The sequence below is a fragment of the Atopococcus tabaci DSM 17538 genome (assembly GCF_000429585.1).
Taxonomy (GTDB): Bacteria; Bacillota; Bacilli; order Lactobacillales; family Carnobacteriaceae_A; genus Atopococcus; species Atopococcus tabaci.
On record NZ_AUCD01000022.1, the window covers coordinates 1 to 20,367 of the forward strand.

Annotated in this window: 25 protein-coding genes; 18 read left to right on the forward strand and 7 right to left on the reverse strand. The window is 48.6% G+C overall.

What is annotated here, in order from left to right; all coding sequences use genetic code 11:
• Positions 1–355 precede the first annotated feature (355 nt).
• The 5 genes from G470_RS0104960 (at position 356) to G470_RS0104980 (ending at position 3,977) form a co-directional block, all read left to right on the forward strand.
• Complete coding sequence (locus tag G470_RS0104960) at positions 356–703, forward strand: DUF6568 family protein (protein WP_028273870.1); 348 nt, start codon at positions 356–358, stop codon at positions 701–703.
• A gap of 241 nt (positions 704–944) precedes the next feature.
• Positions 945–2,729: a DNA polymerase III subunit gamma/tau gene (gene dnaX, locus G470_RS0104965; RefSeq protein ID WP_028273871.1), complete on the forward strand. Its 1,785-nt coding sequence runs from the start codon at positions 945–947 to the stop codon at positions 2,727–2,729.
• Between the two features lie 33 nt (positions 2,730–2,762).
• A complete protein-coding gene (locus G470_RS0104970) occupies positions 2,763–3,077 on the forward strand; it encodes a YbaB/EbfC family nucleoid-associated protein (protein WP_028273872.1) in 315 nt (104 codons plus the stop codon).
• 75 nt (positions 3,078–3,152) lie between these two features.
• Positions 3,153–3,749 carry a recombination mediator RecR gene (gene recR / locus G470_RS0104975; RefSeq protein ID WP_028273873.1) on the forward strand — a complete coding sequence of 199 codons (597 nt, stop codon included), beginning with the start codon at positions 3,153–3,155 and terminating at the stop codon, positions 3,747–3,749.
• Positions 3,750–3,758: 9 nt separating this feature from the next.
• On the forward strand, positions 3,759–3,977 hold the full coding sequence (locus G470_RS0104980; RefSeq protein ID WP_028273874.1) for a YaaL family protein: 219 nt from the start codon (positions 3,759–3,761) through the stop codon (positions 3,975–3,977).
• A gap of 70 nt (positions 3,978–4,047) precedes the next feature.
• Here the strand turns inward: G470_RS0104980 and G470_RS0104985 are convergent, their stop codons facing one another.
• Positions 4,048–4,911 (reverse strand): DUF368 domain-containing protein, encoded by an 864-nt coding sequence (locus tag G470_RS0104985; RefSeq protein WP_028273875.1) that lies wholly within the window; start codon positions 4,909–4,911, stop codon positions 4,048–4,050.
• Between the two features lie 213 nt (positions 4,912–5,124).
• Between G470_RS0104985 and tmk the strand changes: the two genes are divergently transcribed.
• The 4 genes from tmk to G470_RS0105005 all read left to right on the forward strand — a co-directional run bounded on the left by tmk (position 5,125) and on the right by G470_RS0105005 (position 7,629).
• Complete coding sequence (gene tmk, locus G470_RS0104990) at positions 5,125–5,781, forward strand: dTMP kinase (RefSeq protein WP_028273876.1); 657 nt, start codon at positions 5,125–5,127, stop codon at positions 5,779–5,781.
• Between the two features lie 5 nt (positions 5,782–5,786).
• A complete protein-coding gene (locus tag G470_RS0104995; RefSeq protein ID WP_028273877.1) occupies positions 5,787–6,116 on the forward strand; it encodes a cyclic-di-AMP receptor in 330 nt (109 codons plus the stop codon).
• Positions 6,117–6,146: 30 nt separating this feature from the next.
• Positions 6,147–7,133, forward strand: coding sequence for a DNA polymerase III subunit delta' (gene holB, locus G470_RS0105000; protein ID WP_028273878.1), 987 nt, complete (start codon positions 6,147–6,149; stop codon positions 7,131–7,133).
• A 133-nt stretch (positions 7,134–7,266) separates the two neighbouring features.
• Positions 7,267–7,629 (forward strand): initiation-control protein YabA, encoded by a 363-nt coding sequence (locus G470_RS0105005; RefSeq protein WP_028273879.1) that lies wholly within the window; start codon positions 7,267–7,269, stop codon positions 7,627–7,629.
• A 41-nt stretch (positions 7,630–7,670) separates the two neighbouring features.
• Here the strand turns inward: G470_RS0105005 and G470_RS0105010 are convergent, their stop codons facing one another.
• Positions 7,671–8,633 carry an FRG domain-containing protein gene (locus G470_RS0105010; RefSeq protein ID WP_028273880.1) on the reverse strand — a complete coding sequence of 321 codons (963 nt, stop codon included), beginning with the start codon at positions 8,631–8,633 and terminating at the stop codon, positions 7,671–7,673.
• A gap of 152 nt (positions 8,634–8,785) precedes the next feature.
• On the opposite strand from G470_RS0105010, the gene G470_RS0105015 reads away from it, so the two are divergent.
• Together G470_RS0105015 and G470_RS0105020 are read left to right on the forward strand one after the other, a co-directional pair.
• The gene (locus tag G470_RS0105015) at positions 8,786–8,995 is read left to right on the forward strand and encodes a hypothetical protein (RefSeq protein WP_028273881.1); all 210 of its coding nucleotides are present in this window, start codon (positions 8,786–8,788) and stop codon (positions 8,993–8,995) included.
• 27 nt (positions 8,996–9,022) lie between these two features.
• Complete coding sequence (locus tag G470_RS0105020) at positions 9,023–10,030, forward strand: NAD(P)H-quinone oxidoreductase (RefSeq protein ID WP_028273882.1); 1,008 nt, start codon at positions 9,023–9,025, stop codon at positions 10,028–10,030.
• A 171-nt stretch (positions 10,031–10,201) separates the two neighbouring features.
• Here G470_RS0105020 and G470_RS0105025 read toward each other — a convergent pair whose 3' ends face one another.
• Positions 10,202–11,086, reverse strand: a complete 885-nt coding sequence (locus tag G470_RS0105025) for a hypothetical protein (RefSeq protein WP_035445125.1) — start codon at positions 11,084–11,086, stop codon at positions 10,202–10,204.
• Between the two features lie 82 nt (positions 11,087–11,168).
• Here G470_RS0105025 and G470_RS0105030 point away from each other — a divergent pair, with 82 nt between their 5' ends.
• From G470_RS0105030 to G470_RS0105060, 7 genes are all read left to right on the forward strand, one after another.
• Positions 11,169–11,474: an ATP-binding protein gene (locus G470_RS0105030; protein ID WP_084172088.1), complete on the forward strand. Its 306-nt coding sequence runs from the start codon at positions 11,169–11,171 to the stop codon at positions 11,472–11,474.
• Positions 11,475–11,584: 110 nt separating this feature from the next.
• Positions 11,585–12,355 (forward strand): ABC transporter ATP-binding protein, encoded by a 771-nt coding sequence (locus G470_RS0105035; protein ID WP_028273885.1) that lies wholly within the window; start codon positions 11,585–11,587, stop codon positions 12,353–12,355.
• A complete protein-coding gene (locus G470_RS0105040) occupies positions 12,345–14,339 on the forward strand; it encodes an ABC transporter permease (RefSeq protein WP_028273886.1) in 1,995 nt (664 codons plus the stop codon). Before G470_RS0105035 ends, G470_RS0105040 begins: the two co-directional genes overlap by 11 nt.
• Before the next feature lie 141 nt (positions 14,340–14,480).
• Positions 14,481–15,233: a tRNA1(Val) (adenine(37)-N6)-methyltransferase gene (locus tag G470_RS0105045; protein ID WP_028273887.1), complete on the forward strand. Its 753-nt coding sequence runs from the start codon at positions 14,481–14,483 to the stop codon at positions 15,231–15,233.
• Positions 15,220–15,570 (forward strand): GIY-YIG nuclease family protein, encoded by a 351-nt coding sequence (locus tag G470_RS12760; protein WP_084172089.1) that lies wholly within the window; start codon positions 15,220–15,222, stop codon positions 15,568–15,570. Before G470_RS0105045 ends, G470_RS12760 begins: the two co-directional genes overlap by 14 nt.
• The gene (gene rsmI, locus G470_RS0105055) at positions 15,545–16,420 is read left to right on the forward strand and encodes a 16S rRNA (cytidine(1402)-2'-O)-methyltransferase (RefSeq protein WP_028273888.1); all 876 of its coding nucleotides are present in this window, start codon (positions 15,545–15,547) and stop codon (positions 16,418–16,420) included. Before G470_RS12760 ends, rsmI begins: the two co-directional genes overlap by 26 nt.
• A 90-nt stretch (positions 16,421–16,510) precedes the next feature.
• The gene (locus G470_RS0105060; RefSeq protein ID WP_035445127.1) at positions 16,511–17,353 is read left to right on the forward strand and encodes a hypothetical protein; all 843 of its coding nucleotides are present in this window, start codon (positions 16,511–16,513) and stop codon (positions 17,351–17,353) included.
• Between the two features lie 35 nt (positions 17,354–17,388).
• Here G470_RS0105060 and G470_RS0105065 read toward each other — a convergent pair whose 3' ends face one another.
• From G470_RS0105065 to G470_RS0105080, 4 genes are all read right to left on the reverse strand, one after another.
• On the reverse strand, positions 17,389–18,039 hold the full coding sequence (locus tag G470_RS0105065; protein WP_028273890.1) for an amino acid ABC transporter permease: 651 nt from the start codon (positions 18,037–18,039) through the stop codon (positions 17,389–17,391).
• 12 nt (positions 18,040–18,051) lie between these two features.
• Positions 18,052–18,699: an amino acid ABC transporter permease gene (locus G470_RS0105070; protein ID WP_028273891.1), complete on the reverse strand. Its 648-nt coding sequence runs from the start codon at positions 18,697–18,699 to the stop codon at positions 18,052–18,054.
• Positions 18,700–18,766: 67 nt separating this feature from the next.
• Positions 18,767–19,588, reverse strand: a complete 822-nt coding sequence (locus G470_RS0105075) for a transporter substrate-binding domain-containing protein (protein ID WP_028273892.1) — start codon at positions 19,586–19,588, stop codon at positions 18,767–18,769.
• A 33-nt stretch (positions 19,589–19,621) separates the two neighbouring features.
• Positions 19,622–20,362: an amino acid ABC transporter ATP-binding protein gene (locus G470_RS0105080; RefSeq protein ID WP_205617889.1), complete on the reverse strand. Its 741-nt coding sequence runs from the start codon at positions 20,360–20,362 to the stop codon at positions 19,622–19,624.
• Positions 20,363–20,367: the final 5 nt, after the last annotated feature.

The window sequence follows — 20,367 nt, forward strand, 5'->3', positions numbered from 1 at the left end:
GCTTAGTTCTACAAGAAAATATATTAAGTTTGATCAATGAGAGACCAGTAAAACATTGTATAGTATTTTACACAGGATTATGGACTTGACTGATTTATTATGCGTTTATCTTGCTCGCATTGTCAATAAAACCTTCATTTGCTTTTACGATACTTTCCTTATTTGTGATAGGGTTAGTGGGGCAGTTTGCATTTAGCCGTTATGTTGAAAGAAATGAATAGAAAAGATAGTTGAAAAAACTGAAACTTTGGAGGAGCCATAAATGTTGAGCAGGATTAGAGGAGCAGGAGCCCAATAATATTCTAAAAACACTACATGTTATATAATAATGATAATTAAGAAAGGAGACTGAATGATGACTAACTATAAAGAAAATGTAGCCGGTTTTGAGAAAATCGATTCTGCGAAAGCGCACGAATTGGTAAAAGGAGAAGGGGAAGCCGTCATCTATGTTGGCAGGGCCACTTGTCCGTATTGCCAAAAATTCGTTGGAAAATTAAGAACAGCTGCTGAAGATACAGATACCCAAATCTATTATGTCAACAGCGAAGACGTAATCGATATGGAAGGCGTGATGGATTTTCGTGGCGAATACGGCATTTCAACGGTTCCCGGCCTTCTCTTTACTGACGGAGACACAGTCAAGATGAAGTGCGATTCATCCATGCCAGAAGAAGAAATCAAAGCTTTTATACACAAATAAGAGGTTTTCAAAGCAGCGAATGCCTGCTGCACTGAATTCTCCACACTTTCACAATAAGAGAAAAGTTTAAGCCGCTCCTCCTCTAAGGCTGGATGAGCGGCTTAATTTTTAGCTCTTGTCGTGTTTCAGGTGTTGAGAAAAAATTGACACAAACAGACTTCCCTCGTCCGGTTTTCTTTTCGTCCCAGTTGCATTATAATAGGTAGAAGTGAGATGAAACGGAACGGGGAGGAGGAAGAGAATGAGTTATCAAGCATTATACCGGGTATGGCGGCCGCAGCGGTTTGAAGATGTCGCGGGCCAGACTGCCATCACGCAGACGTTGCGCAACGCGTTGGCACAGCAAAAAATGAGTCATGCCTATCTCTTCACTGGACCCAGAGGAACCGGGAAGACCAGTGCTGCCAAAATTTTTGCTAAAGCAATCAACTGTCCAAACGGCCGGGACGGCGAACCGTGTAACGAATGTGAGATTTGCCAGGCCATCACTACGGGTCAGTTGAACGACGTCATCGAAATCGACGCGGCCAGCAACAACGGCGTGGAAGAAATCCGCGATATCCGAGAGAAAGCCAACTACGCTCCGACCAGTGCGGACTACAAAGTGTACATTATCGACGAGGTTCATATGCTGTCGACCGGTGCGTTTAACGCGCTCTTGAAGACGTTGGAAGAACCGCCGAAGAACGTCGTCTTTATCCTAGCGACGACAGAACCGCACAAGATACCATTGACCATCATTTCCCGCACCCAGCGGTTTGACTTCAAACGGATTCCCACACAGGAAATGATTGACCGGATGACGTTCATCCTGGATGAAGAAAACGTGGCCTACGACGAGGAAGCCCTGACCATCATCGCCCGTGCGGCTGAAGGCGGGATGCGGGATGCGCTGAGTATTTTGGACCAGACGATTTCTTTCGCGGATGAGCAGATCACCGTGGACGATGCGGTCCGCATCACGGGAAGTTTGACCCAGCAGTTGCTGTTGGGGTATTTTGAAGCCGTCCAACAAAAAGACACGGAGCAAGGGTTGGCCCTTTTGCAGAGCATGCTGGCGGAAGGAAAAGACGCCGGACGGTTCACGGAAGACGTCATTTTGTTCAGCCGGGACTTGTTGGTGTACCAAAAAGCACCGGGCAGCGACCAATTGCTGCAGCGGGCAAAAGCGGATGAACCGTTCAAGCAGTTAAGTCAGTCGATCGATTCGGCTTTATTGTACGAAGTTATCCGGGTGTTCAATGAAACACAGCGGGAACTACGCCTTTCCAACCACGCGGAAGTGTACTTGGAAGTGGCGACGGTGCGCTTGACGCAGGCCGCTCCGCAGGCTTCTGCAAATGCGGCGGTGGCTCCAGTCACTCCGCAAGCGGCTCCTGCAGATGGAAACGAAGTGAACCGTCTGCAAAATGAACTGGCGGAAATGAAAGCCATGATCCAGCAGCTCCAGCAAAACGGTGCAGCCGCTCCGGCCGCTGCCAAGCCGAAACGGGCGCAAGTCCGGCGGAGCACAGGCATCGAATTCAAACCCAACAAACCGGCGATTCACAAGGTGTTGGAACAGGCGACCAAGAAAGACTTGGCGCAGTTGCGGGATGTCTGGCCGGATTTGATGGACGTGTTGACGGTGACCCAGCGCGCGGTCATGAAAGCATCCAAACCGGTGGCAGCGAGCCCGACCGGTTTGATTGTCTCGTTTGAATACGACATTTTGTGTCAAAAGGCAACCGATGATCAGGACTTGATTGAAAACATCGGCAATCACTTGGAACGCTTCACCGGTCACCGCGCCCAATTGGTGTGTGTGCCGCAGGAACAATGGACAGCCATCCGACAGGAATTCATCGATCAGATGAGAATGAAGGGTTCTGCATCTCAAAGCCAGGACGGCCAACCTGAAATGGAAGGAAACGGACAGTCCCAAGCGGAACAACCGGTTGAACCGGCACCGCCGAAAGAAGATAAAGTGGTGACGGAAGCCCTGCAATTGTTTGGAGAAGAAGTGGTTGTCGTACAAGATGACTAAAAAATGATTAATAATATGGAAGGAAGTGCCCTTATGCGAGGCGGAATGGGAAACATGCAAGGCATGATGAAAAAAATGCAGAAGATGCAAAAAGAAATGGCGCAGGCTCAAGAAGAGTTGAACGCCACAGAATTTACAGGAACAGCCAATAACGATTTGGTGACGGCCACGTTCACTGGAGACAAGAAATTGCAAAAGATCTCCATCAAAGAAGAAATCGTTGACCCGGATGACGTGGAAATGATCGAAGACTTGGTGTTGCTGGCCGTGAACGACGCATTGGACAAAGTCGATGCGGCAACGGAAAGCAAATTGGGCAAATACACCAAAGGCCTTCCAGGAATGTAAGGACTTCACAAAAGAAACAGAACGAACAAAAGGCGGGCATAGACCCGCCTTTCTGATAGAAAGAAAGGGATTTGTATGCATTATCCGGAACCTATTTCAAAATTGATGGACAGTTACATGAAGCTGCCCGGCATCGGTGAAAAAACGGCTTCCCGATTGGCTTTTTATACGGTGAACATGCGCGAAGAAGATGTGACGGATTTTGCCAAATCATTGATCAGCGTGAAACGCGATTTGACGCATTGTTCCAATTGCGGGAACATCACGGAGAACAATCCTTGTGATATCTGCCGGGACCCGAACCGGGACCGCAGCGTCATCTTGGTGGTGGAACAGCCGAAAGACCTCATTGCATTGGAAAAAGTGCAGGAATACAAGGGGCTGTACCACGTTCTTCACGGCGTCTTGTCTCCGGTTGAAGGGACAGGCCCGGAAGACATCAACATTCCCAGCTTGATCAAACGCCTTCAAAGTGATGAAGCCCAAGAGGTCATCCTGGCGACAAACGCCACCGCGGAAGGAGAAGCGACCGCGATGTACCTGTCCCGGTTGATCAAGCCGTCCGGCATCAAAGTCACCCGCTTGGCGCACGGACTCTCAGTGGGCAGCGACATCGAATACGCGGATGAAGTCACGCTCCTGAAAGCAGTGGAAGGCCGCAGAGAAGTGTAAGGAGCCGCTATGTTATTTAGAAGAAAACCGACTTTGAAACAACAGTACGACAAGAAATTATTGGCACTGATGGAACGGAAGCGCGACCAGTGGGAGCAGGCCAAGCGTCTGGAAGACATCACCTTGGATGCCGATGCGGAAACGAACGCCCGTTTCAAAGTGGCCGAAAAGAAATATTTTTACCTCTTCAAAGAAGCCCGTATCCGCAACCTGAAAGGCCGGATATAAGAAAAAAGCGCACGGTATATGGATGGTTGTCCACATACCGTGCGCTTTTTATTTGAGTCAATTTGTTCGATTAGTCGATGTCGGTTTTATACGTGTCTTCCAAACGGCCCATCCAAAGACCGATCGCCAATCCGGCCAAGAACAGCAAGGCGACGAGGGCATAATCAAGGAAACCCAATCCGTTGTAGAGTTCTGCCGGCGGCGCGATGATGACGGTGGATGCGACAACCACTCCAAGAATGATGTGGAAGATGGTTGCGTATGCCACGTCCATCAAACGGCGCACTGCTTTCGAAAACAGCAGCACACAGAGCACGGCGCCGATACCGACTGGAATCAAAATGCCGAAATTAAGCTGGCGGATGCCTTCCGTCAATGGCTGGTACAAATTCATGTAAATCAAGAAGTTGGAAGGACTCAATCCCGGAACGACAAACCCGGAAGCAAAGATTCCTCCGGCCATCAACCAGGTAAAGAAGTTTTGTTCCACTTGGACATTGAAGTTGGCGTCTGCCCAAATCAAGAAGAGGAACATCAAAATCGCGGTGACCACAGCCAACACGATGTGTCCGGTTTTGCGTCCGTTTTTCCCGGCTTCACGGTAAAGGGACGGAAGGGTCCCGACGATGGCACCGATGAAGGCCCATAACACCAATACCGGGTAGTGCTGCAAGCCGTAATCCAGTGGATACGCCAGCACGAAGACTCCGAGAAGGGCGCCGACCCCGACCGGCAGGAAGTAGAAGACATGTTTCATAAAGTTATGCGTCATATTTGATAAGAAGGTGATAATCGGTTCGTACAATCCAAATACTGCCGCGAGTGCGCCTCCGCTGACACCCGGAAGGATGGCACCTGATCCAATCATCATTCCTTTGACAACCCGCAAAAGCCAATCGCCAATGTTCTGGCTTTTTTGTTGTTCTTTTTCCATTAGTTGAATTCTCCTTTGTTTCAAACGATGGTTTTTATTTTACCGATAAAACGTCTATAAAGCAATATTGGGTTGTGGCGGCTGAACAATTTGTTCGTAATTTGTAACGATTGTTTGACGCAGCCTCTCACTTTTCTCCGGTGGAAATGGACTGCCCGCTAAAGTATAATGAGGACAAGAGAGAACTTACTGATGAGAAAAGAGGTACATAAAGTGAACGGCTTATTTATAACATTTGAAGGGCCAGACGGATCGGGGAAAACAAGTGTGATCCAACAAATCGTTCCCAGACTGGAACGGGCTCTGGGGCAATCTGTGGTGGCGACCCGGGAACCGGGCGGAAGCCGTATCGCGGAAACGATTCGACAAGTCATTTTGAATCCGGAACACACAGAGATGGATGCGCGGACAGAAGCGTTGCTGTATGCAGCGAGCCGCCGCCAACACATCACAGAAACCATTTTGCCGGCGCTGGAAGGCGGGGAAATTGTCCTCTGTGACCGGTTTGTGGACAGTTCCTTGGTATACCAAGGAATCGGACGCGGCATCGGGGTGGAGGAAGTGGCAGAGATGAACCGCTTTGCGACAGAAGGACTGAAGCCGGATGTCACCTTGTACTTGGATGTGGAATCAGAGGTTGGATTGGAGCGCATTAAACAAAACCAGGGAAACCGTCAATACGACCGTCTGGATCAAGAAACATTGGCATTTCACCGGCAGGTACGAGAAGGGTATCTGACGCTGCTGGAAAAATACCCGGAGCGCATCACACGCATTGATGCCAACCAATCATTGGCGGATGTTGTGGAAGACACCTGGCGCCAACTAGAGCAATTTATCGCACAACACTATGCCAGCAAGGAAGGATGAGAGAGATGAAATTAATCGTATGCATCGTACAAAACCAGGACAGCCGTCGTTTGGCGGACGAATTTGTGGAAAATGGCGTCCGTGCGACCCGTTTGTCTTCCACCGGAGGATTTTTACGTTCGGGAAACACCACGTTTTTAATCGGAACGGAAGACCGCCGTGTGAACCGCGTCATTGAAATCATTCGTGAAAACTGCTCAACCAGAAACCAAACCATCATGACGCCGCCTTCCTACGACTTCACGATGGAATCGGATTTGACGTATCCGCTCAACATCGAAGTCGGCGGTGCGACGGTATTTGTCATGGATGTGGAACAATTTCATCAATTATAAAAAGCAACAAACAAGAGAGGAGGCACAACGATGGTGGCCGGAGTAAACCAACAACGTGAAATCAGCGACTTGTTCGCGCGTACAATTGAAAAGCAGCAACTCGGGCACGCCTACGTCTTTGAGGGCGCGGCGGGGACCGGTAAAAAAATGATGGCGTTATGGGTGGCCTCTTCTTTGTTTTGCGAGCAGCGGCAGGCAGGCGGGTTCCCTTGTGGGGAATGTGCGAACTGCGTACGGATCAACACGCACCAACATCCCGATGTGGTGGAAGTGGCTCCTGATGGAAACTCCATCAAAGTAGACCAAGTGCGGGAATTGAAGGCCGAATTTTCCAAAAGCGGTGTCGAAAGCAACCGCAAAGTGTTCATCATCGAAGACGCAGAAAAAATGACGGCCGGAGCCGCCAACAGTTTGTTGAAGTTTTTGGAAGAACCGGAAGGCGACGTGACAGCGTTTCTCCTGACAACAGCCAAAAACCGGCTGCTGCCGACCATTTTGTCGCGCTGCCAGGAAGTGCATTTCAGCCCGTTTCCTAAAGACCAGAGACGGAAAGAGTTGGAAGAAAAAGGCGTCTCCTCTTCCAAAGCCGCACTGTTGGTGCACCTCACCCAGGACATGGAAAAAGCGGTGGAATGGAGCGAAGACGAGTGGTTTCAATCAGCCGTGGACACCATTTTGCGTTTCCGTGCATTGTTGGACCGGAAAGACCCGCAAGCGTTCGTGTTCATACAAACCGACTTGATGCCGGTATTCAAAGAACGCCCGCAACAGGAATTGGCATTGGAACTCCTGTTGACGTGTTACAGAGATTTGCTGAACTACCATTACAACCGCAAAGAAGACTTGGCGTTCCCTCAACGACAGGCGGAACTGGAAGCAGCCTCCAACTCTTTTTCGGGCAGGCAGATTGTTCACACGCTGACGGTCTTGCTGGAATCGCGAAAAATGTTGGACAGTTATGTAGCGGCACAAGGCGTCTTTGAACAGATTGTGTTGAAATTGATGGACACAAAATAGTTCTTATTTCAGAGAATCCTTTTTCTCCGGGCTTCCTCCAACAGGAAAAAAGGAAAGTGGGAGGGAGACGGTGGAAGTTCGCTCAAATTAGTGGTATCATGACTTTATTAGAAGAATATTGGAGAGAGAGCGAATGGCAGCTGAAGAACAACAAAAAAAAGCCTCTTTGTATGACAATTTCACGCAATTAGAAAAAGATATGGAAACGTCGCTCGAAACAATTCGTCAGCTGAAAAAAGAATTTGAGAACTTAATGAAAGACAATACAGCTCTTTTGATGGAAAACCAACATCTTCGTGACCGTTTGTCAGAAATGGAAAAGCAACAACAAGATGAAAAAGAAACAGTGGGTCCGGAAATGACGCGTTCACGGTTGAACTTGGAGAAAATTTACGAAGAAGGATTCCATGTATGTAATCTGTTTTATGGCTCAAGGCGAGTGGAAGACGAACCATGCGCTTTTTGCTTGGAGGTCATCTACGGAGAGCGAAAATAAGCAAAGCTGAACAAGCATCGTTCAGTTTTGCTTATTTTGTTTTAAATTTCCTTTTCTTCTTTTTTCGCCCAGTTGGCTTCGTCCTGAAGCATCTTCCGGACCACACCATACAGGTCGGGATAAATTTTTTCCGCCGAATAATGGAGCGAATCCAAATAAAGATACAGTTTGGGAATCACTTCTCCGTTGATGACAATCTTGTGGAGAAGTTCTTTTTGTGTGGTTTCTTTTTCGCTGAAGTGTTCCGTCAAGTGCTGATCCAGTGGCTTGTGTGCAATGCGTTTCGGTGCCAGCTTTTCCAATGGGGCCAGTTCTTCGGAAATGTTTTTTTCTTTCAACAGGTTCTCCGTTTCGATGTAACTCAGCACCCCGCCTTGGGCTTTGGAGTTTTCGTTAAACGAATGCAGCGGCCGGACGAAGCGGATGGGAAAATTCGTCTCTCTGACATTCGAAAGATTCAACGCATAGACAATCAACCCGTCTTCCGACCAGTCTTTGTCGTTGTTCAGCGCACTGGAACAAGCAAAATAAAGGGCGGTATAGATGTTGTCGCTCCAGTCAATCATCCGCGTGGGAAAGGAATAGTGACGCGCCAGGCTGAACAGATCCAACAACTCCGCCGGCAGCCAGGCTTCGTCCTGGGGAGCATACGTATCATGCAGATGCAGGACACTGCTCTGCAACACTTCGGAATGCGGCACGGAAATGCCCGCATTGTTTGCCAAACGGAAAAACTTGATCAAGCTCTGCAGCTCAACCCATTGGTACGTCTCTTCATATTGAAAGTATGCCTCGTCAATCGGCGGTTTGCGCAGCGAGCGGTACAATGTTTGGACGGTTTTTCCCCGGAACAGAGACGGATTGAGCGGATAATGAACCGAACCTTCCCCGCGGAACAAATAGCGTTCGTGTTGGGTGAAAAAGTCTTTGTATTCGCCTACAGGAGACAAAAACTCATGCAACTGTTCAATCGTATCGATGCCAATGGTAGTCACCACGCCCATTGTCGTCCCACCTTTCTTCAATCAAACTCATCATAGCAAACCTTCCCGCAGCGGAGAAAGTTTTTGCCTATGCTCTTTAGAAGCCCTCCTTCTGGAAAAAACAAAGAGTGCAGTGCTATAGTGAATGGAAAGAGACCATAGGGGGAAAGAAAATGATGCAGCCAGGAAAATTAATGATGCCGTTGGAAGTGGAAAACTTTTTAAGCGAGCAGCGCACCACAGCCAGTTTTGCTTTTTTAGTGAAATACTCGGATAATAAAGAAGAAGAGGTCATCCTTCAAAACAATGCGGAATCCATTGCGTTCGTGGAACGCTATCCGGAGGCGATGTACGAATACCGCTATTCCGCGGATTACGCATAAAACTTGTTCCAGAAAGGGGATTTTTCGTTGAAAGCATGGACAGTCAAACAGCCGGGTGGAAGAGACCAACTGGTGCAGGAAGAGCGCCCGGTTCCCACGCCCGGGGAAAATGAAATCCTGATTGAAGTGAAAGCAGCCGGCATCAACCGGACGGACATATTGACCCGAGAAAACAAAGGGTTATCCAAGCCGTATCCGATTTTAGGGGTGGAAGTCAGCGGAGTGGTCAAAGAAGCCGCTGCGTCCCATCCGGAACTAAAACCCGGGACGCGGGTCACAGGATTGGTGAACCGTGGAGGATATGCGGAATACGTCACGATGCCGGCAGACCGGGCCATGGTGTTGCCGGACGCCATTTCGTTTGAAGAAGCGGCCGGTATTTCAGAAGTGTTCTTGACTGTGTATCAGACGTTGTACTGGCTGGGAGAGTTGAAAGAAAAGGAATCGGTATTGATCCATGCCGGCGGAAGCGGGGTGGGAACGGCGGCGATTCAGTTGGCCCGCCAATTGAGCGATGCCTACATTTTCACCACTGCCGGAAAAGCCGAAAAGCTCCGGACCACGAAAAAATTGGGTGCCGATGTGGCCATCAACTACAAAGAAGAACAGTTTGAAGAACGGGTGTTGGAAGCCACGGACGGACGTGGTGTGGACGTAATCTTGGACTTTGTCGGCGCTTCTTACTGGGAGAAAAACATGAAGAGCGCGGCCATCGATGCCCGCTGGGTGTTGATTGGAACATTAGGCGGCACGACCGTGGACGAAGTTTCTCTAATTCAGTTGATGCAGAAACGCTTATCGCTGAAAGGAACGTTGCTGACGCCCAGAAGCGACACCTATAAAGCGGAGCTGACACAGGAATTTGCCGAAAAAGCCATACCGTTGTTTGAAGACGGCCGGCTGAAACCGATCATCCATTCCGTAGTGCCGTTTGACAACTTGCAGGAAGCACACCGGCAAATGGAAGACAACGAGAACACAGGAAAAATCATCTTGAAAGTTTCAGATGAAACGAAAAGACCAGGCAAGGGATAGTACCCTGACACCTGGTCTTTTTTAGTGATTTTTTGAATGAAGTGAGGCGCTCGAAAGACGTCCACTTCACGCATAAACCACGTAATGCGTGGAGTGGAACGGAAAAAAGAAGGCTGCTCCACGCAAAGCAGCTCTCTTTGAATGGAGCGGACCTCAAAAAAGTGCCCCACTTCACTGAAACCGGTTTTCAGACACACGAATGTTTTCTTCTAACTCACGTTTTCGTTCCAACAACCGTTCTTGAATGTCTTCCACGTCGTCTCCCATTTCTTCCAACATCGAAATGTTGCGGTGAATGGTGTCCCGCGTGTTCCAATCTGAGAAAATATTGTCGAAAAAGACATCAAAAGTCCGCCGCATATGGTCCAGCTCTTCGTAGTCCAATGCCGCGTGTAAATCTACGTCTTTCAATTCTTTGCGGTACTTGTCCAATGTGCGTTCCAAAAACGTGATTTCTTCTTCCGCCTGGTCGATTCGGTTGTATTTCATCATATCTAAAAGAAAACTGCTGTCGGTGAACATGTCCCATGTCGCCAAAGAACCGGCTGAATCCAGTTCTTCCAAAGCGGCATCAATCCCCTCCAGAACGTGTTCGCCTGCCCGCAGCGCTTCGTTCAACTCGTCAACCTCTTGCTGCCACTCAATCCGATTTTGTTGTTCTTGGGAAACTTTTTCCCGAAACGCCGGATCCGCTTCTTTCAACTTTTCCCGCAGAGAAGCGAGTTCCTGTTGAACCGCATCAATTTCCGCATCGAGGGAAGACAGAGCTTCAAAAGCTTCCAGATACAACGCTTCTGCAGTATCCAATTCGATTTTGGCGGCAACTTGATCCTTTTTCTCTTTGTCTAATTTTTTTTCATATGTGCCCAGCAAGCTCCGGACAAAAGTAGAAAGCGATTGAGAAGCCAGCTTCTCCACATCTGCCGTTTCTTTTTCCAGACGCGCGCGTGCGATTTGGCGCCGGGCTTCGTTTTCTTCCAACCGGATGGCGGCTGTGGTCCGTTTTTCCATCAATCGTTCGAGTTTCAATTGCAACATTTCATAAGCTTGAATCATGGGCACTCCTCCTGAGCTCTTTTTTTCAGTTTACCATAGTTTGAAAAAATTAAGTACAAACAACCGGGCGTCTTGACCACAAATCCTTTCCAACAGCTTGAAGTACACAAAAACGGGGAAAATCCGGATTTATGCAGAAAGCGAGCATACCTTGGTGGTGGAAGACACCGGCAGCGGAATCCGCCAAGAAGAGCTGCCGAAGATATTTGAAAAAGGCTACACCGAACTCAGCGGCCGGCTGCACGAAAAAACGACCGGTTTGGGGCTGTTCCTTTCCAGAAAAATATGCCAGCGCTTAGGGCATCAATTGAAGATTGAGTCGGAAGTGGGAAAAGGCACCAAAGCGTTCTTGATTTTCAAACGGCCGGAACTGACGATTTTTGATTAAAGCGGAACCTTACAATTTTGTAAGGTTCCTTTCGTGTTTTGTAAGATTGGATAAATGCTCGCTTTTGATGAGTGCGGTATTCTTAAATCAAAGAAAAGGAGTGAGCGAACATGGCTCTATTAGAAGTCAATCAAGTGAAGAAAGTATACACGTCTCGTTTAGGAACAAAAGGAACCGAAGCTCTCAGCAACGTGGATTTTTCAGTGGAAAAAGGGGAGTTTGTGGCGGTGATGGGGGAATCCGGATCCGGAAAAACCACCTTGTTGAACATCCTTTCCACCTTGGACACCCCGACGGAAGGAGAAGTACGCCTGGATGGCCAGCCGCTTTCAGCCATCAAAGACAAAGCCGTCTCCCGCTTCCGGCGTGAGCAATTGGGGTTTGTGTTTCAAGATTTCAACTTATTGGATAACTTTACATTGAAAGACAACATCCTCCTGCCGTTGGTTCTGGCGCGGACGCCGATTGAAGAAATGGAAAAACGCGTAGGGCCGTTGGCAAAAAGTTTGGGCATTGACGGATTGTTGAACAAATACCCTTACGAAGTATCGGGCGGGCAAAAACAACGGGCGGCGGTCGCGCGGGCATTGATTACCCAGCCGAAAATCATCTTGGCGGATGAACCGACCGGTGCCTTGGATTCCAAATCTTCACAAAATTTATTGGAGATTTTTTCCGCTGTTCACCGTGCCGGACAAACGATTGTAATGGTCACCCACAGTACACGGGCGGCCAGCTACTCCGGCCGGGTGCTCTTTATCCGCGACGGCCGGGTGTACCACGAAATCTACCGCGGCGATCAGACACCCAATCAATTCATGGAAAAAATCACCCAATCCCTTTTGGTGAGCTCCGGACGGGGTGAGCAGGATGAAAAGTAATTTTTTCTCTAAAATGGCGTGGCGCAATATCCAATCCAACCGCCAGCTGTATTATCCGTACATCGCGTCTTCCGTGATTGCGGTGGCGATGTTCATGGTGATGGCCTCCCTTTTGACAAATGACTTTGTCCGGGAACGGTCGAGCACCTTGCCCCAGCTTTTTGGGATGGGGGTATTTGTCATCGCCTTGTTCTCATTGGTTTTCATTTTTTATGCCAACAGCTTTTTGATGAAACGTCGGAAAAAAGAACTGGGTCTCTACAGCATCTTAGGCTTGGAAAAGAAACACGTGGCCCGGGTATTGGGAATGGAAACAGTTCTTGTCGGTGGATTCAGTCTGTTGGCCGGAGTCTCTATCGGAATTTTGTTCGGCCAACTGAGCTTTTTGTTTTTGAATTATTTGTTGCAGCTGCCTGTCGCGATGGAGTATTCCTTGTCTTGGGGATCGGCCGGAATGACTGCTGTGCTGTTTGCGGGAATTTTCTTTTTGACGATGATCTATAATATTGCCCAAATCACCTTTGCCAATCCCATCCGCCTGTTGAAAGGGGCAAGAGAAGGAGAAAAAGAACCGAAAAGTTCTCCGATTCTCATGTTGATTGGATTGGTATCGCTTGGAGCCGGGTACGCGATGTCGTTGACCATTGAAGACCCGATCAGCGCCATCACCCAATTTTTCACCGCCGTGCTGTTGGTGGTGATTGGAACGTATCTCTTGTTCACAGCCGGTTCTGTGATCGTATTGAAGGCATTGAAGAAAAACAAGCGCTTCTACTACCAGCCGGGCCCGTTCATCTCGGTTTCCGGTATGTTGTACCGGATGAAACAACACGCCGTGGGGCTGGCCAACATCAGCATCTTGTCCGTGATGGTGATTATTGCGGTTTCCACCACAGTCACATTGTTTGTGGGAACGGAAGAAACACTGGAGAACCGCTTTCCAGAAGAAAACAACGTGACCTTGTTCGCGCCGGATGAGATGACTGGAGAAGAATTGAAAGCGAACGCCGGCGAACTGTACGGAAAAATCTCTGATCGGACGGCCGATGCCGGGATTCAAATGAAAAACCAAACGGGATACCGCTATGTTTCGTTGGTGGGAAATCTGGAAGGTAGTCAGTTTAAGTTGCGTGAGATGGGATACGGCGGGGAAATGCCGCTGATGACGTTGTTGATTCCATTGGAGGACTACAACCAAGCTGCTGGGGAATCACTGAGTTTGAAGGAAAATGAACTGCTGGTCCGTGCTGCGGGAATAGACTATGAACCGGATTCCTTGACCATCGGCGGGAACACCTTTGACGTGACGGAGTTAGAAGAAATGCCGTATTTCATGGACGCCAACGTTTATCTGGTGGACACACTCATTCTCATCGCACCTGATTCTCAAACCATTGATGAAATCGTGGCTCATTACCAACAACAGTCCGAAACCATCAATCCTTACTGGAAAGCGGAGCTGTTCTGGGCGAGCGATGCTACAGAAGGCGAAACAATCGCCTATGCGGATATGATCGAAGACCTTTCGGATAATCATGGAATGGAAATCGGCATCGAGTACGAATCCCGGGACGCCAGCCGTCAGGTATGGTACAGCATCAACGGCGGATTTTTGTTCTTAGGGATTTTCTTAGGCGGCTTGTTCACCATCGGCGCAATGCTGATCACTTACTTCAAGCAAGTGTCAGAAGGGTACGACGACCGCGAGCGGGTACAGATCATGCAAAAAGTCGGGTTGGACAAAGAAACCACCCGTCAGGCAACGCGTTCTCAAATTGTGTGGATGTTCAGCATGCCGATTTTGACCGCTGCCTTGCACACAGCCTTTGCTTTTCCAATCATTCAAAAGATGCTGGTCTTGTTCGGCATCACCAGTAAAGGTCTGTTGATTGCCTGCACGGTGGGTGTTGTATTGGCTTTTGCATTCGTATACTGGGTAATTTATCGCATCACATCCAAAGTTTATTTGAACATTGTAGAATAATAGGTGGGCTGGATCTTCTTTGAAGGTCCAGTTTTTTGTTTGCCGACAAAAGGATGTGGCCTGAGTGAAAGAGAGGATTTTATGGCGCCTCAATTAGTGATATGATAAAGAGAAAGAAGTTTAGATTGAAGGAGCAGAAACGTGAAAGAGTTATTGAAAGAAGATGAACGCATCGATCAACTGATGCGCTACGGATTGGACATCATCCAAAGCCCGTCGGTGTTTTCCTTTTCCTTGGATGCGATTCTGCTGGGGGAATTTGCGGCGGTCCCGAGACACAACCGTGCTAAAATCGTGGACCTGTGTTCCGGAAACGGCGTTGTTCCGCTGATCCTCAGCCAAAAAACAGAGAGTCCCATCACCGGTATCGAATTGCAGGAACGCCTGGCGGATATGGCCGAGCGCAGCGTTCGGATGAATCAGCTGGAAGGGCAGATTCACATGATCCAAGGCGACTTGGCAGACACATACCAATGGATTCCAAAGGATACGGTGGACGTGGTGACGTGCAACCCGCCTTATTTCCCGGCGACGGAAAAAAGTTTCAAAAACCCCAACCAGCATTTGGCGATTGCACGCCATGAACTGCACACCAATTTGGAAGAAGTGATGCAGATGACGAGCGGGCTGTTGAAGATGAACGGCAAAGCGTACTTTGTCCACCGTCCGGACCGGCTGCTGGAAATTTTGGATGCCATGCGGCGCAACCGTCTGGCTCCGAAAAAAATCCAACTCGTGTACCCAAAACGGGACCGCGAAGCTAATGTGTTGTTGATTGAAGGCATCAAAGACGGGAAAGAAACCGGATTTAAAGTATTGCCGCCGTTGTTTGTGTATGATGAGGAAAACAACTACCTGCCGGAAGTGAGACGGTTGATCTATGGCGAAGAGTAGTTATTTTTATGTGCTGTTCTGCAACGATGGGACGCTTTACGGCGGGTACACCACCGATTTGGACAGACGAACCGAAGAACACAACAGCGGAACCGGCGCCAAATACACGCGTCCGGCAAGAAGACGTCCGGTGAAGATGCTGTATGCGGAGGAATACGCCACCCGCAGCGAAGCAACCAAAGCGGAAGCGGCGTTCAAACGATTGACACGCAAAAACAAAGACCGTTTCTTGAAAGAGCGGGGTGTCAGTCTGCCGTTCCGTAAAGATGCAGAGCGAATCGTTCAGTGCATGATTGAGGAGGAGATTGTGGATGAAGAGCCAGCGAAGCTTCAGTGAAACAGAAACCGGGAAATTGTACCTGGTCCCGACACCGATCGGGAATTTGGAAGACATGACCTTCCGTGCCGTCCGGATGTTGAAAGAAGCCGACTTGATTGCGGCGGAAGATACACGCAACACGCAAAAACTGTTGAATCATTTTGATATTCACACGCCGCAAATCAGTTTCCACGAACACAACCGGAACGAACGGGCGGAACAACTGATTCAAAAATTGTTGGACGGCGAAACGATTGCCCAGGTCAGCGATGCCGGGATGCCGTCCATCAGCGACCCCGGCTATGAATTGACCTTGGCGGCAATCGAACACGGCATTTCAGTTGTGCCTCTTCCCGGACCCAATGCCGGTCTGACCGCCTTGATTGCTTCGGGATTGGACCCGCAGCCGTTTTATTTCTACGGGTTCCTGCCACGTAAGAAAAAAGAACAGGCAGCCGAACTAGAAGAGCTGAACCGCCGACGTGAAACATTCATCTTATATGAATCCCCACACCGGTTGAAAACTGTGCTGCAAGCGATGCGCAAAGCGTTCGGTCCAGAGCGGAAAATTGTTTTGGCTCGTGAAGTGACCAAGCGGTTTGAAGAGTTTTTGCGCGGCACATTGGAAGAAGCGGTGGCCTGGAGCAAAGACAATGAAATCCGGGGTGAATTTTGCATCATAGTGGAAGGAAATGACAATCCGGAAGAACAGGTGGAAGCCAACGATTGGTCTGCATTGTCCGTGAAAGAACATGTGGAACAGTTGATGAACGAGAAAAACCTCTCCAGTAAAGACGCCATCAAAGAAGTGGCGAAACTGAGGGAACAAAACAAACGGGACATCTACGCAGAATACCATGGCATTTAACCGAAAAGAGCGTTAAAATAAACTCAGCTGCTATTGAAGCGGCTGAGTTTATTTTGTATAAAAGGATTTAGAGGAAAGGACTCAATACATATGAAAAATTGGAAAACATCCGCTCTGTTGCTGGCCAGCACACTGGTACTGACAGCCTGCGGAACACAGACGCAAGAAGCTGGAGAAGACACGGCCGAAACAGTGAACACCGCTCAAGTGGACACCTCCCAAAGCAGCGCCGAACAAGTCGATACCGCTTCTCAACCAGTGGAAGAAACAGATGTGGAAGCAACATACGAAAACATGCTCGCGCAGGGAAGAGAAGAGTACGAAGCGGGGTTGTTGGATGCAGCCGGTGGAACGCTGACCTTGCTGCTGGAGAATGATTTATCCCAGTACGAGGCCATCGAAACAGAAGCATTGGATTTACAGGAAGAAATCAAGGCGGCACAAGCCGAAAAAGCGCGTGAAGAAATGGAGACCGTTCCAGAAGAAACAGCATACGCGACGGAACGCCAGTCGGTGTTGGCGGCGGAAGAATTCAACAAAGCAACCGGAGAAGACATTCAATCCGTTTCGGATGAAGAGATTGGCGCTTGGCTCGATGAAAAGGAGCAAGCCGAGGCAGAAAAAATCCAGGCTTCTGCAACTGAAGATACGTCAGAAGCCGAATCGGTGTTGTCCGAAGAAGAGCTGTTGCAGCAGGAACAACAAGCTGTGCTTGAGTCGGTGATCCGTCAACTCGGATTGGAACCGGAAGGGCGTCAGTTCTTCTTGGTGAAAACCGATGAACAGACTTACCAAGTGGAAATCCGTCAGCCGCATGCCGTGGAAGATGTGGAAATCTCCAATATGCTTGGAATTTTCGAGTACAACATGGAAACCGGAACATTGAAAAAAATGAACCCCGTCACGGGTGAATATGAAGATTATACAAAATAACACAAAAAAGACTGCCGGCAACGGCAGTCTTTTTATTAGTTGTACGTTGCTTCCAATCGTTTGGAAAACTTGGTGAGTAGATAACACACGACCCAATACATGAAGGCAATCATAAGAAAGGTTGGAATCACGTAATTGGTGTTCTGTCCGTAGACGATCCGTGCGTTGCGAGTGAGTTCCGGAAGCGTGATGATCACGGCTAAGGACGTATCCTTAATCAATGCCACAAATTGGCTCACAATCGGCGGCACCATGGCACGCAATGCTTGCGGAATCACTATATACCACATTGTTTGTCCGTACGTCAATCCAGTGGAAACACCGGCTTCTATTTGGCCGCGGGGGATGGACGTCAAACCGCTTCGGATGATTTCTGAAAGCATGGCGGATTCAAAGATGGTCATTGCCGCTACGGCCGCCCAAAAGATTGACAGGCGAATCCCGATTTGCGGAAGAGCAAAATATGTGAAGAAAATGATCAGCAGCAATGGCAAGTTTCGCACTAAGTCCACGACCGCTCCAGCTGCTTTAGAAAGCACCGGAATATCCAAGAAGCGGATCAAACCTAACACCCCTCCGATGATAAAACTGAAGATGATGGAGAGGAAGGCAACTTCCAATGTGACCCACAAACCTTCCAGCAGAAATCGGATGTTGATCCATGAATAAGCTCCTGCAAAGTCCAATATAAAAACCCCCTAACTGTGCGCTGCGTTGCGCCGTTCCAACCGCTGCATCAAGTAAGTCAACGGCAAGGTGATAACGAGATAGAACAACGCCACAAGAATGTATGTGTCAAATGTGTTGAATGTTTCACTGGCGATCAAGTCTCCGTAGTACATCAAGTCCATACCTGCCACCATCGCCAGAATGGAGGAGTTTTTAACCAAGTTGATGAACTGGTTTCCCAAAGGCGGAATCACGATTCTAAGAGCCTGCGGAAGCACAATGTACCGCATGGTTTCCCAGTAAGTGAACCCAGTGGACAACCCGGCTTCCATCTGACCGGCCGGCACGCTTTGGATACCGGCCCGTACTGTTTCAGCGATGAATGCTGAAGTGTAGATGGTCAAACCGATGATTCCGGCTGTAAAGCCGCCAATCTGCACCACATACATTGGGACCGCGGTATAGAAGAACAACACAATGATCAACAACGGAATATTCAAGAATAATTGAACATATGCATTGGCGAACTGGTTCAAAAATTTGTTTTGAGACACCCGCAAGATACCAATCAATGTGCCGATAACCGTACTGAAAAATAAGGCGATGACGCTGGCCAGGAGGGTGTTGAGGAACCCTTGAGTCAGCATACCGCCGTAACTCGATAGCAATTCAAGCATGTTTTGCACCTCTTTCTTAACGCCTCTGAATGAGATTCAGAAGTGTTGAATAAATCTTTCGAAAGAATCAGCCCAAATCTGGGATTTCTTCTTCAGGGAACCATTTGTGGTAAAGTTCTGCATACGTGCCGTTCTCAATGATGGCATCGAGCGCTTCGTTTACTTCGTCACGGAATGGTTCTTGTCCTTTGTTGATGGCAATCGCATATGGTTCATACGTGAACGGGTCACCCGCCAAACGGTAGCCTGGGTTTTGGGCGATGATTCCCAACAAAATCGCATTGTCGGTAGTCACAGCGTCACCTTGGCCGGACTGAAGAGCGGTGAACGCTTCAGAGTAGTTTTCAAATTCCAATACTTCTGCTTCCGGACTGTGCTCACGGATGTTTTGAGCGGAAGTGGATCCTTTGACCGCCAACACCGTGTGTTCGCTGGTCAAATCTTCTACGCCGTTGAGGTCACTGTCTTCCGGAACCAAGAGTGACTGGCCGGCAGCAAAATACACATCGGAGAAGTTGACTTGTTTTTTCCGTTCTTCGTTCACCGTCATCGTTGCGATGATGGCATCGATGTTTCCGTTTTTCAACAATGGAATACGGGTTTTGGATGTCACTTCAACAAATTCTGCGTTTGATGCATCGCCTGTCATCTCTTCTGTCAGAGCTTTCGCGATGTCCACGTCAAACCCTTGAATTTCGCCTTCTGCAATGTTGTATAGTCCAAAGAGGTTCGTATCGGCTTTTACACCCCAAATGAGGGTGGGGTTTTCTGTCTCTTCCACACGTTCTACAATATTCTGGTTGGCCACCGCACCAGCTGTACATCCGCTGAGTACGACCAACACGAAAGCGGTAAGGAAGAGTCCTAATAGTCGAATTGATTTTTTCATACAGCGTCCTCCTTTATATCTGACTGGAAAAAATTAAACGTGGCTGATGATTTTGCCCAGGAATTGTTTTGCACGCGGGTCGCGCGGGTTCTCATAGAAGTCGACAGCTTCGCGGTCTTCGACCACTTGTCCGTCTGCCATGAACACAATCCGATCGCCAACTTCACGGGCAAAGCCCATCTCGTGAGTGACCACAATCATGGTCATGCCTTCGCGGGCTAATTTTTTCATGACGTCCAGTACGTCATCGATGGTTTCAGGGTCCAACGCACTGGTTGGTTCGTCAAACAACAAAACTTCTGGGTTCATAGCCAAACCGCGGGCAATCGCGATACGTTGTTTCTGCCCTCCGGAAAGGCGGGTAGGGTAAGAATCTTTTTTGTCCAACAAATTGACTTTGTCCAAAAGTTGTTCTGCTGTTTTGCGCGCTTCTTCCGGGTCTTGTTTCAAAACTTTGATTGGAGCCAGCGTCACGTTCTCCAATACCGTCATGTGCGGATAGAGGTTGAAGTGTTGGAAGACCATTCCGACGCGTTTACGGATTTGCGACAAGTTGGTTGCTTTCGCATGCAAGTCGGTCCCGTTGACGATTAATTTTCCGTCGTCGATGCTTTCCAAACCGTTGATGCAACGCAACATGGTACTTTTACCGGAACCGGAAGGCCCGATGACAACCGTCACTTCTCCTTTGTTGAAAGACAGGTTGATGTCTTTTAGGGCATGAAAATCACCATAGTACTTATTTACTTTTTGAAATTGTATGATTTCTTTCATGAGAA

Coding starts and splice junctions, on each gene's coding strand:
- G470_RS0104960 (WP_028273870.1), top strand. CDS start 356: ATGACTAACTATAAAGAAAATGTAGCCGGTTTTGAGAAAATCGATTCT.
- dnaX (WP_028273871.1), top strand. CDS start 945: ATGAGTTATCAAGCATTATACCGGGTATGGCGGCCGCAGCGGTTTGAA.
- G470_RS0104970 (WP_028273872.1), top strand. CDS start 2,763: ATGCGAGGCGGAATGGGAAACATGCAAGGCATGATGAAAAAAATGCAG.
- recR (WP_028273873.1), top strand. CDS start 3,153: ATGCATTATCCGGAACCTATTTCAAAATTGATGGACAGTTACATGAAG.
- G470_RS0104980 (WP_028273874.1), top strand. CDS start 3,759: ATGTTATTTAGAAGAAAACCGACTTTGAAACAACAGTACGACAAGAAA.
- G470_RS0104985 (WP_028273875.1), bottom strand. CDS start 4,911: ATGGAAAAAGAACAACAAAAAAGCCAGAACATTGGCGATTGGCTTTTG.
- G470_RS0104995 (WP_028273877.1), top strand. CDS start 5,787: ATGAAATTAATCGTATGCATCGTACAAAACCAGGACAGCCGTCGTTTG.
- holB (WP_028273878.1), top strand. CDS start 6,147: ATGGTGGCCGGAGTAAACCAACAACGTGAAATCAGCGACTTGTTCGCG.
- G470_RS0105005 (WP_028273879.1), top strand. CDS start 7,267: ATGGCAGCTGAAGAACAACAAAAAAAAGCCTCTTTGTATGACAATTTC.
- G470_RS0105010 (WP_028273880.1), bottom strand. CDS start 8,633: ATGGGCGTGGTGACTACCATTGGCATCGATACGATTGAACAGTTGCAT.
- G470_RS0105015 (WP_028273881.1), top strand. CDS start 8,786: ATGATGCAGCCAGGAAAATTAATGATGCCGTTGGAAGTGGAAAACTTT.
- G470_RS0105025 (WP_035445125.1), bottom strand. CDS start 11,086: ATGATTCAAGCTTATGAAATGTTGCAATTGAAACTCGAACGATTGATG.
- G470_RS0105035 (WP_028273885.1), top strand. CDS start 11,585: ATGGCTCTATTAGAAGTCAATCAAGTGAAGAAAGTATACACGTCTCGT.
- G470_RS0105040 (WP_028273886.1), top strand. CDS start 12,345: ATGAAAAGTAATTTTTTCTCTAAAATGGCGTGGCGCAATATCCAATCC.
- G470_RS12760 (WP_084172089.1), top strand. CDS start 15,220: ATGGCGAAGAGTAGTTATTTTTATGTGCTGTTCTGCAACGATGGGACG.
- rsmI (WP_028273888.1), top strand. CDS start 15,545: ATGAAGAGCCAGCGAAGCTTCAGTGAAACAGAAACCGGGAAATTGTAC.
- G470_RS0105060 (WP_035445127.1), top strand. CDS start 16,511: ATGAAAAATTGGAAAACATCCGCTCTGTTGCTGGCCAGCACACTGGTA.
- G470_RS0105070 (WP_028273891.1), bottom strand. CDS start 18,699: ATGCTTGAATTGCTATCGAGTTACGGCGGTATGCTGACTCAAGGGTTC.
- G470_RS0105075 (WP_028273892.1), bottom strand. CDS start 19,588: ATGAAAAAATCAATTCGACTATTAGGACTCTTCCTTACCGCTTTCGTG.
- G470_RS0105080 (WP_205617889.1), bottom strand. CDS start 20,362: ATGAAAGAAATCATACAATTTCAAAAAGTAAATAAGTACTATGGTGAT.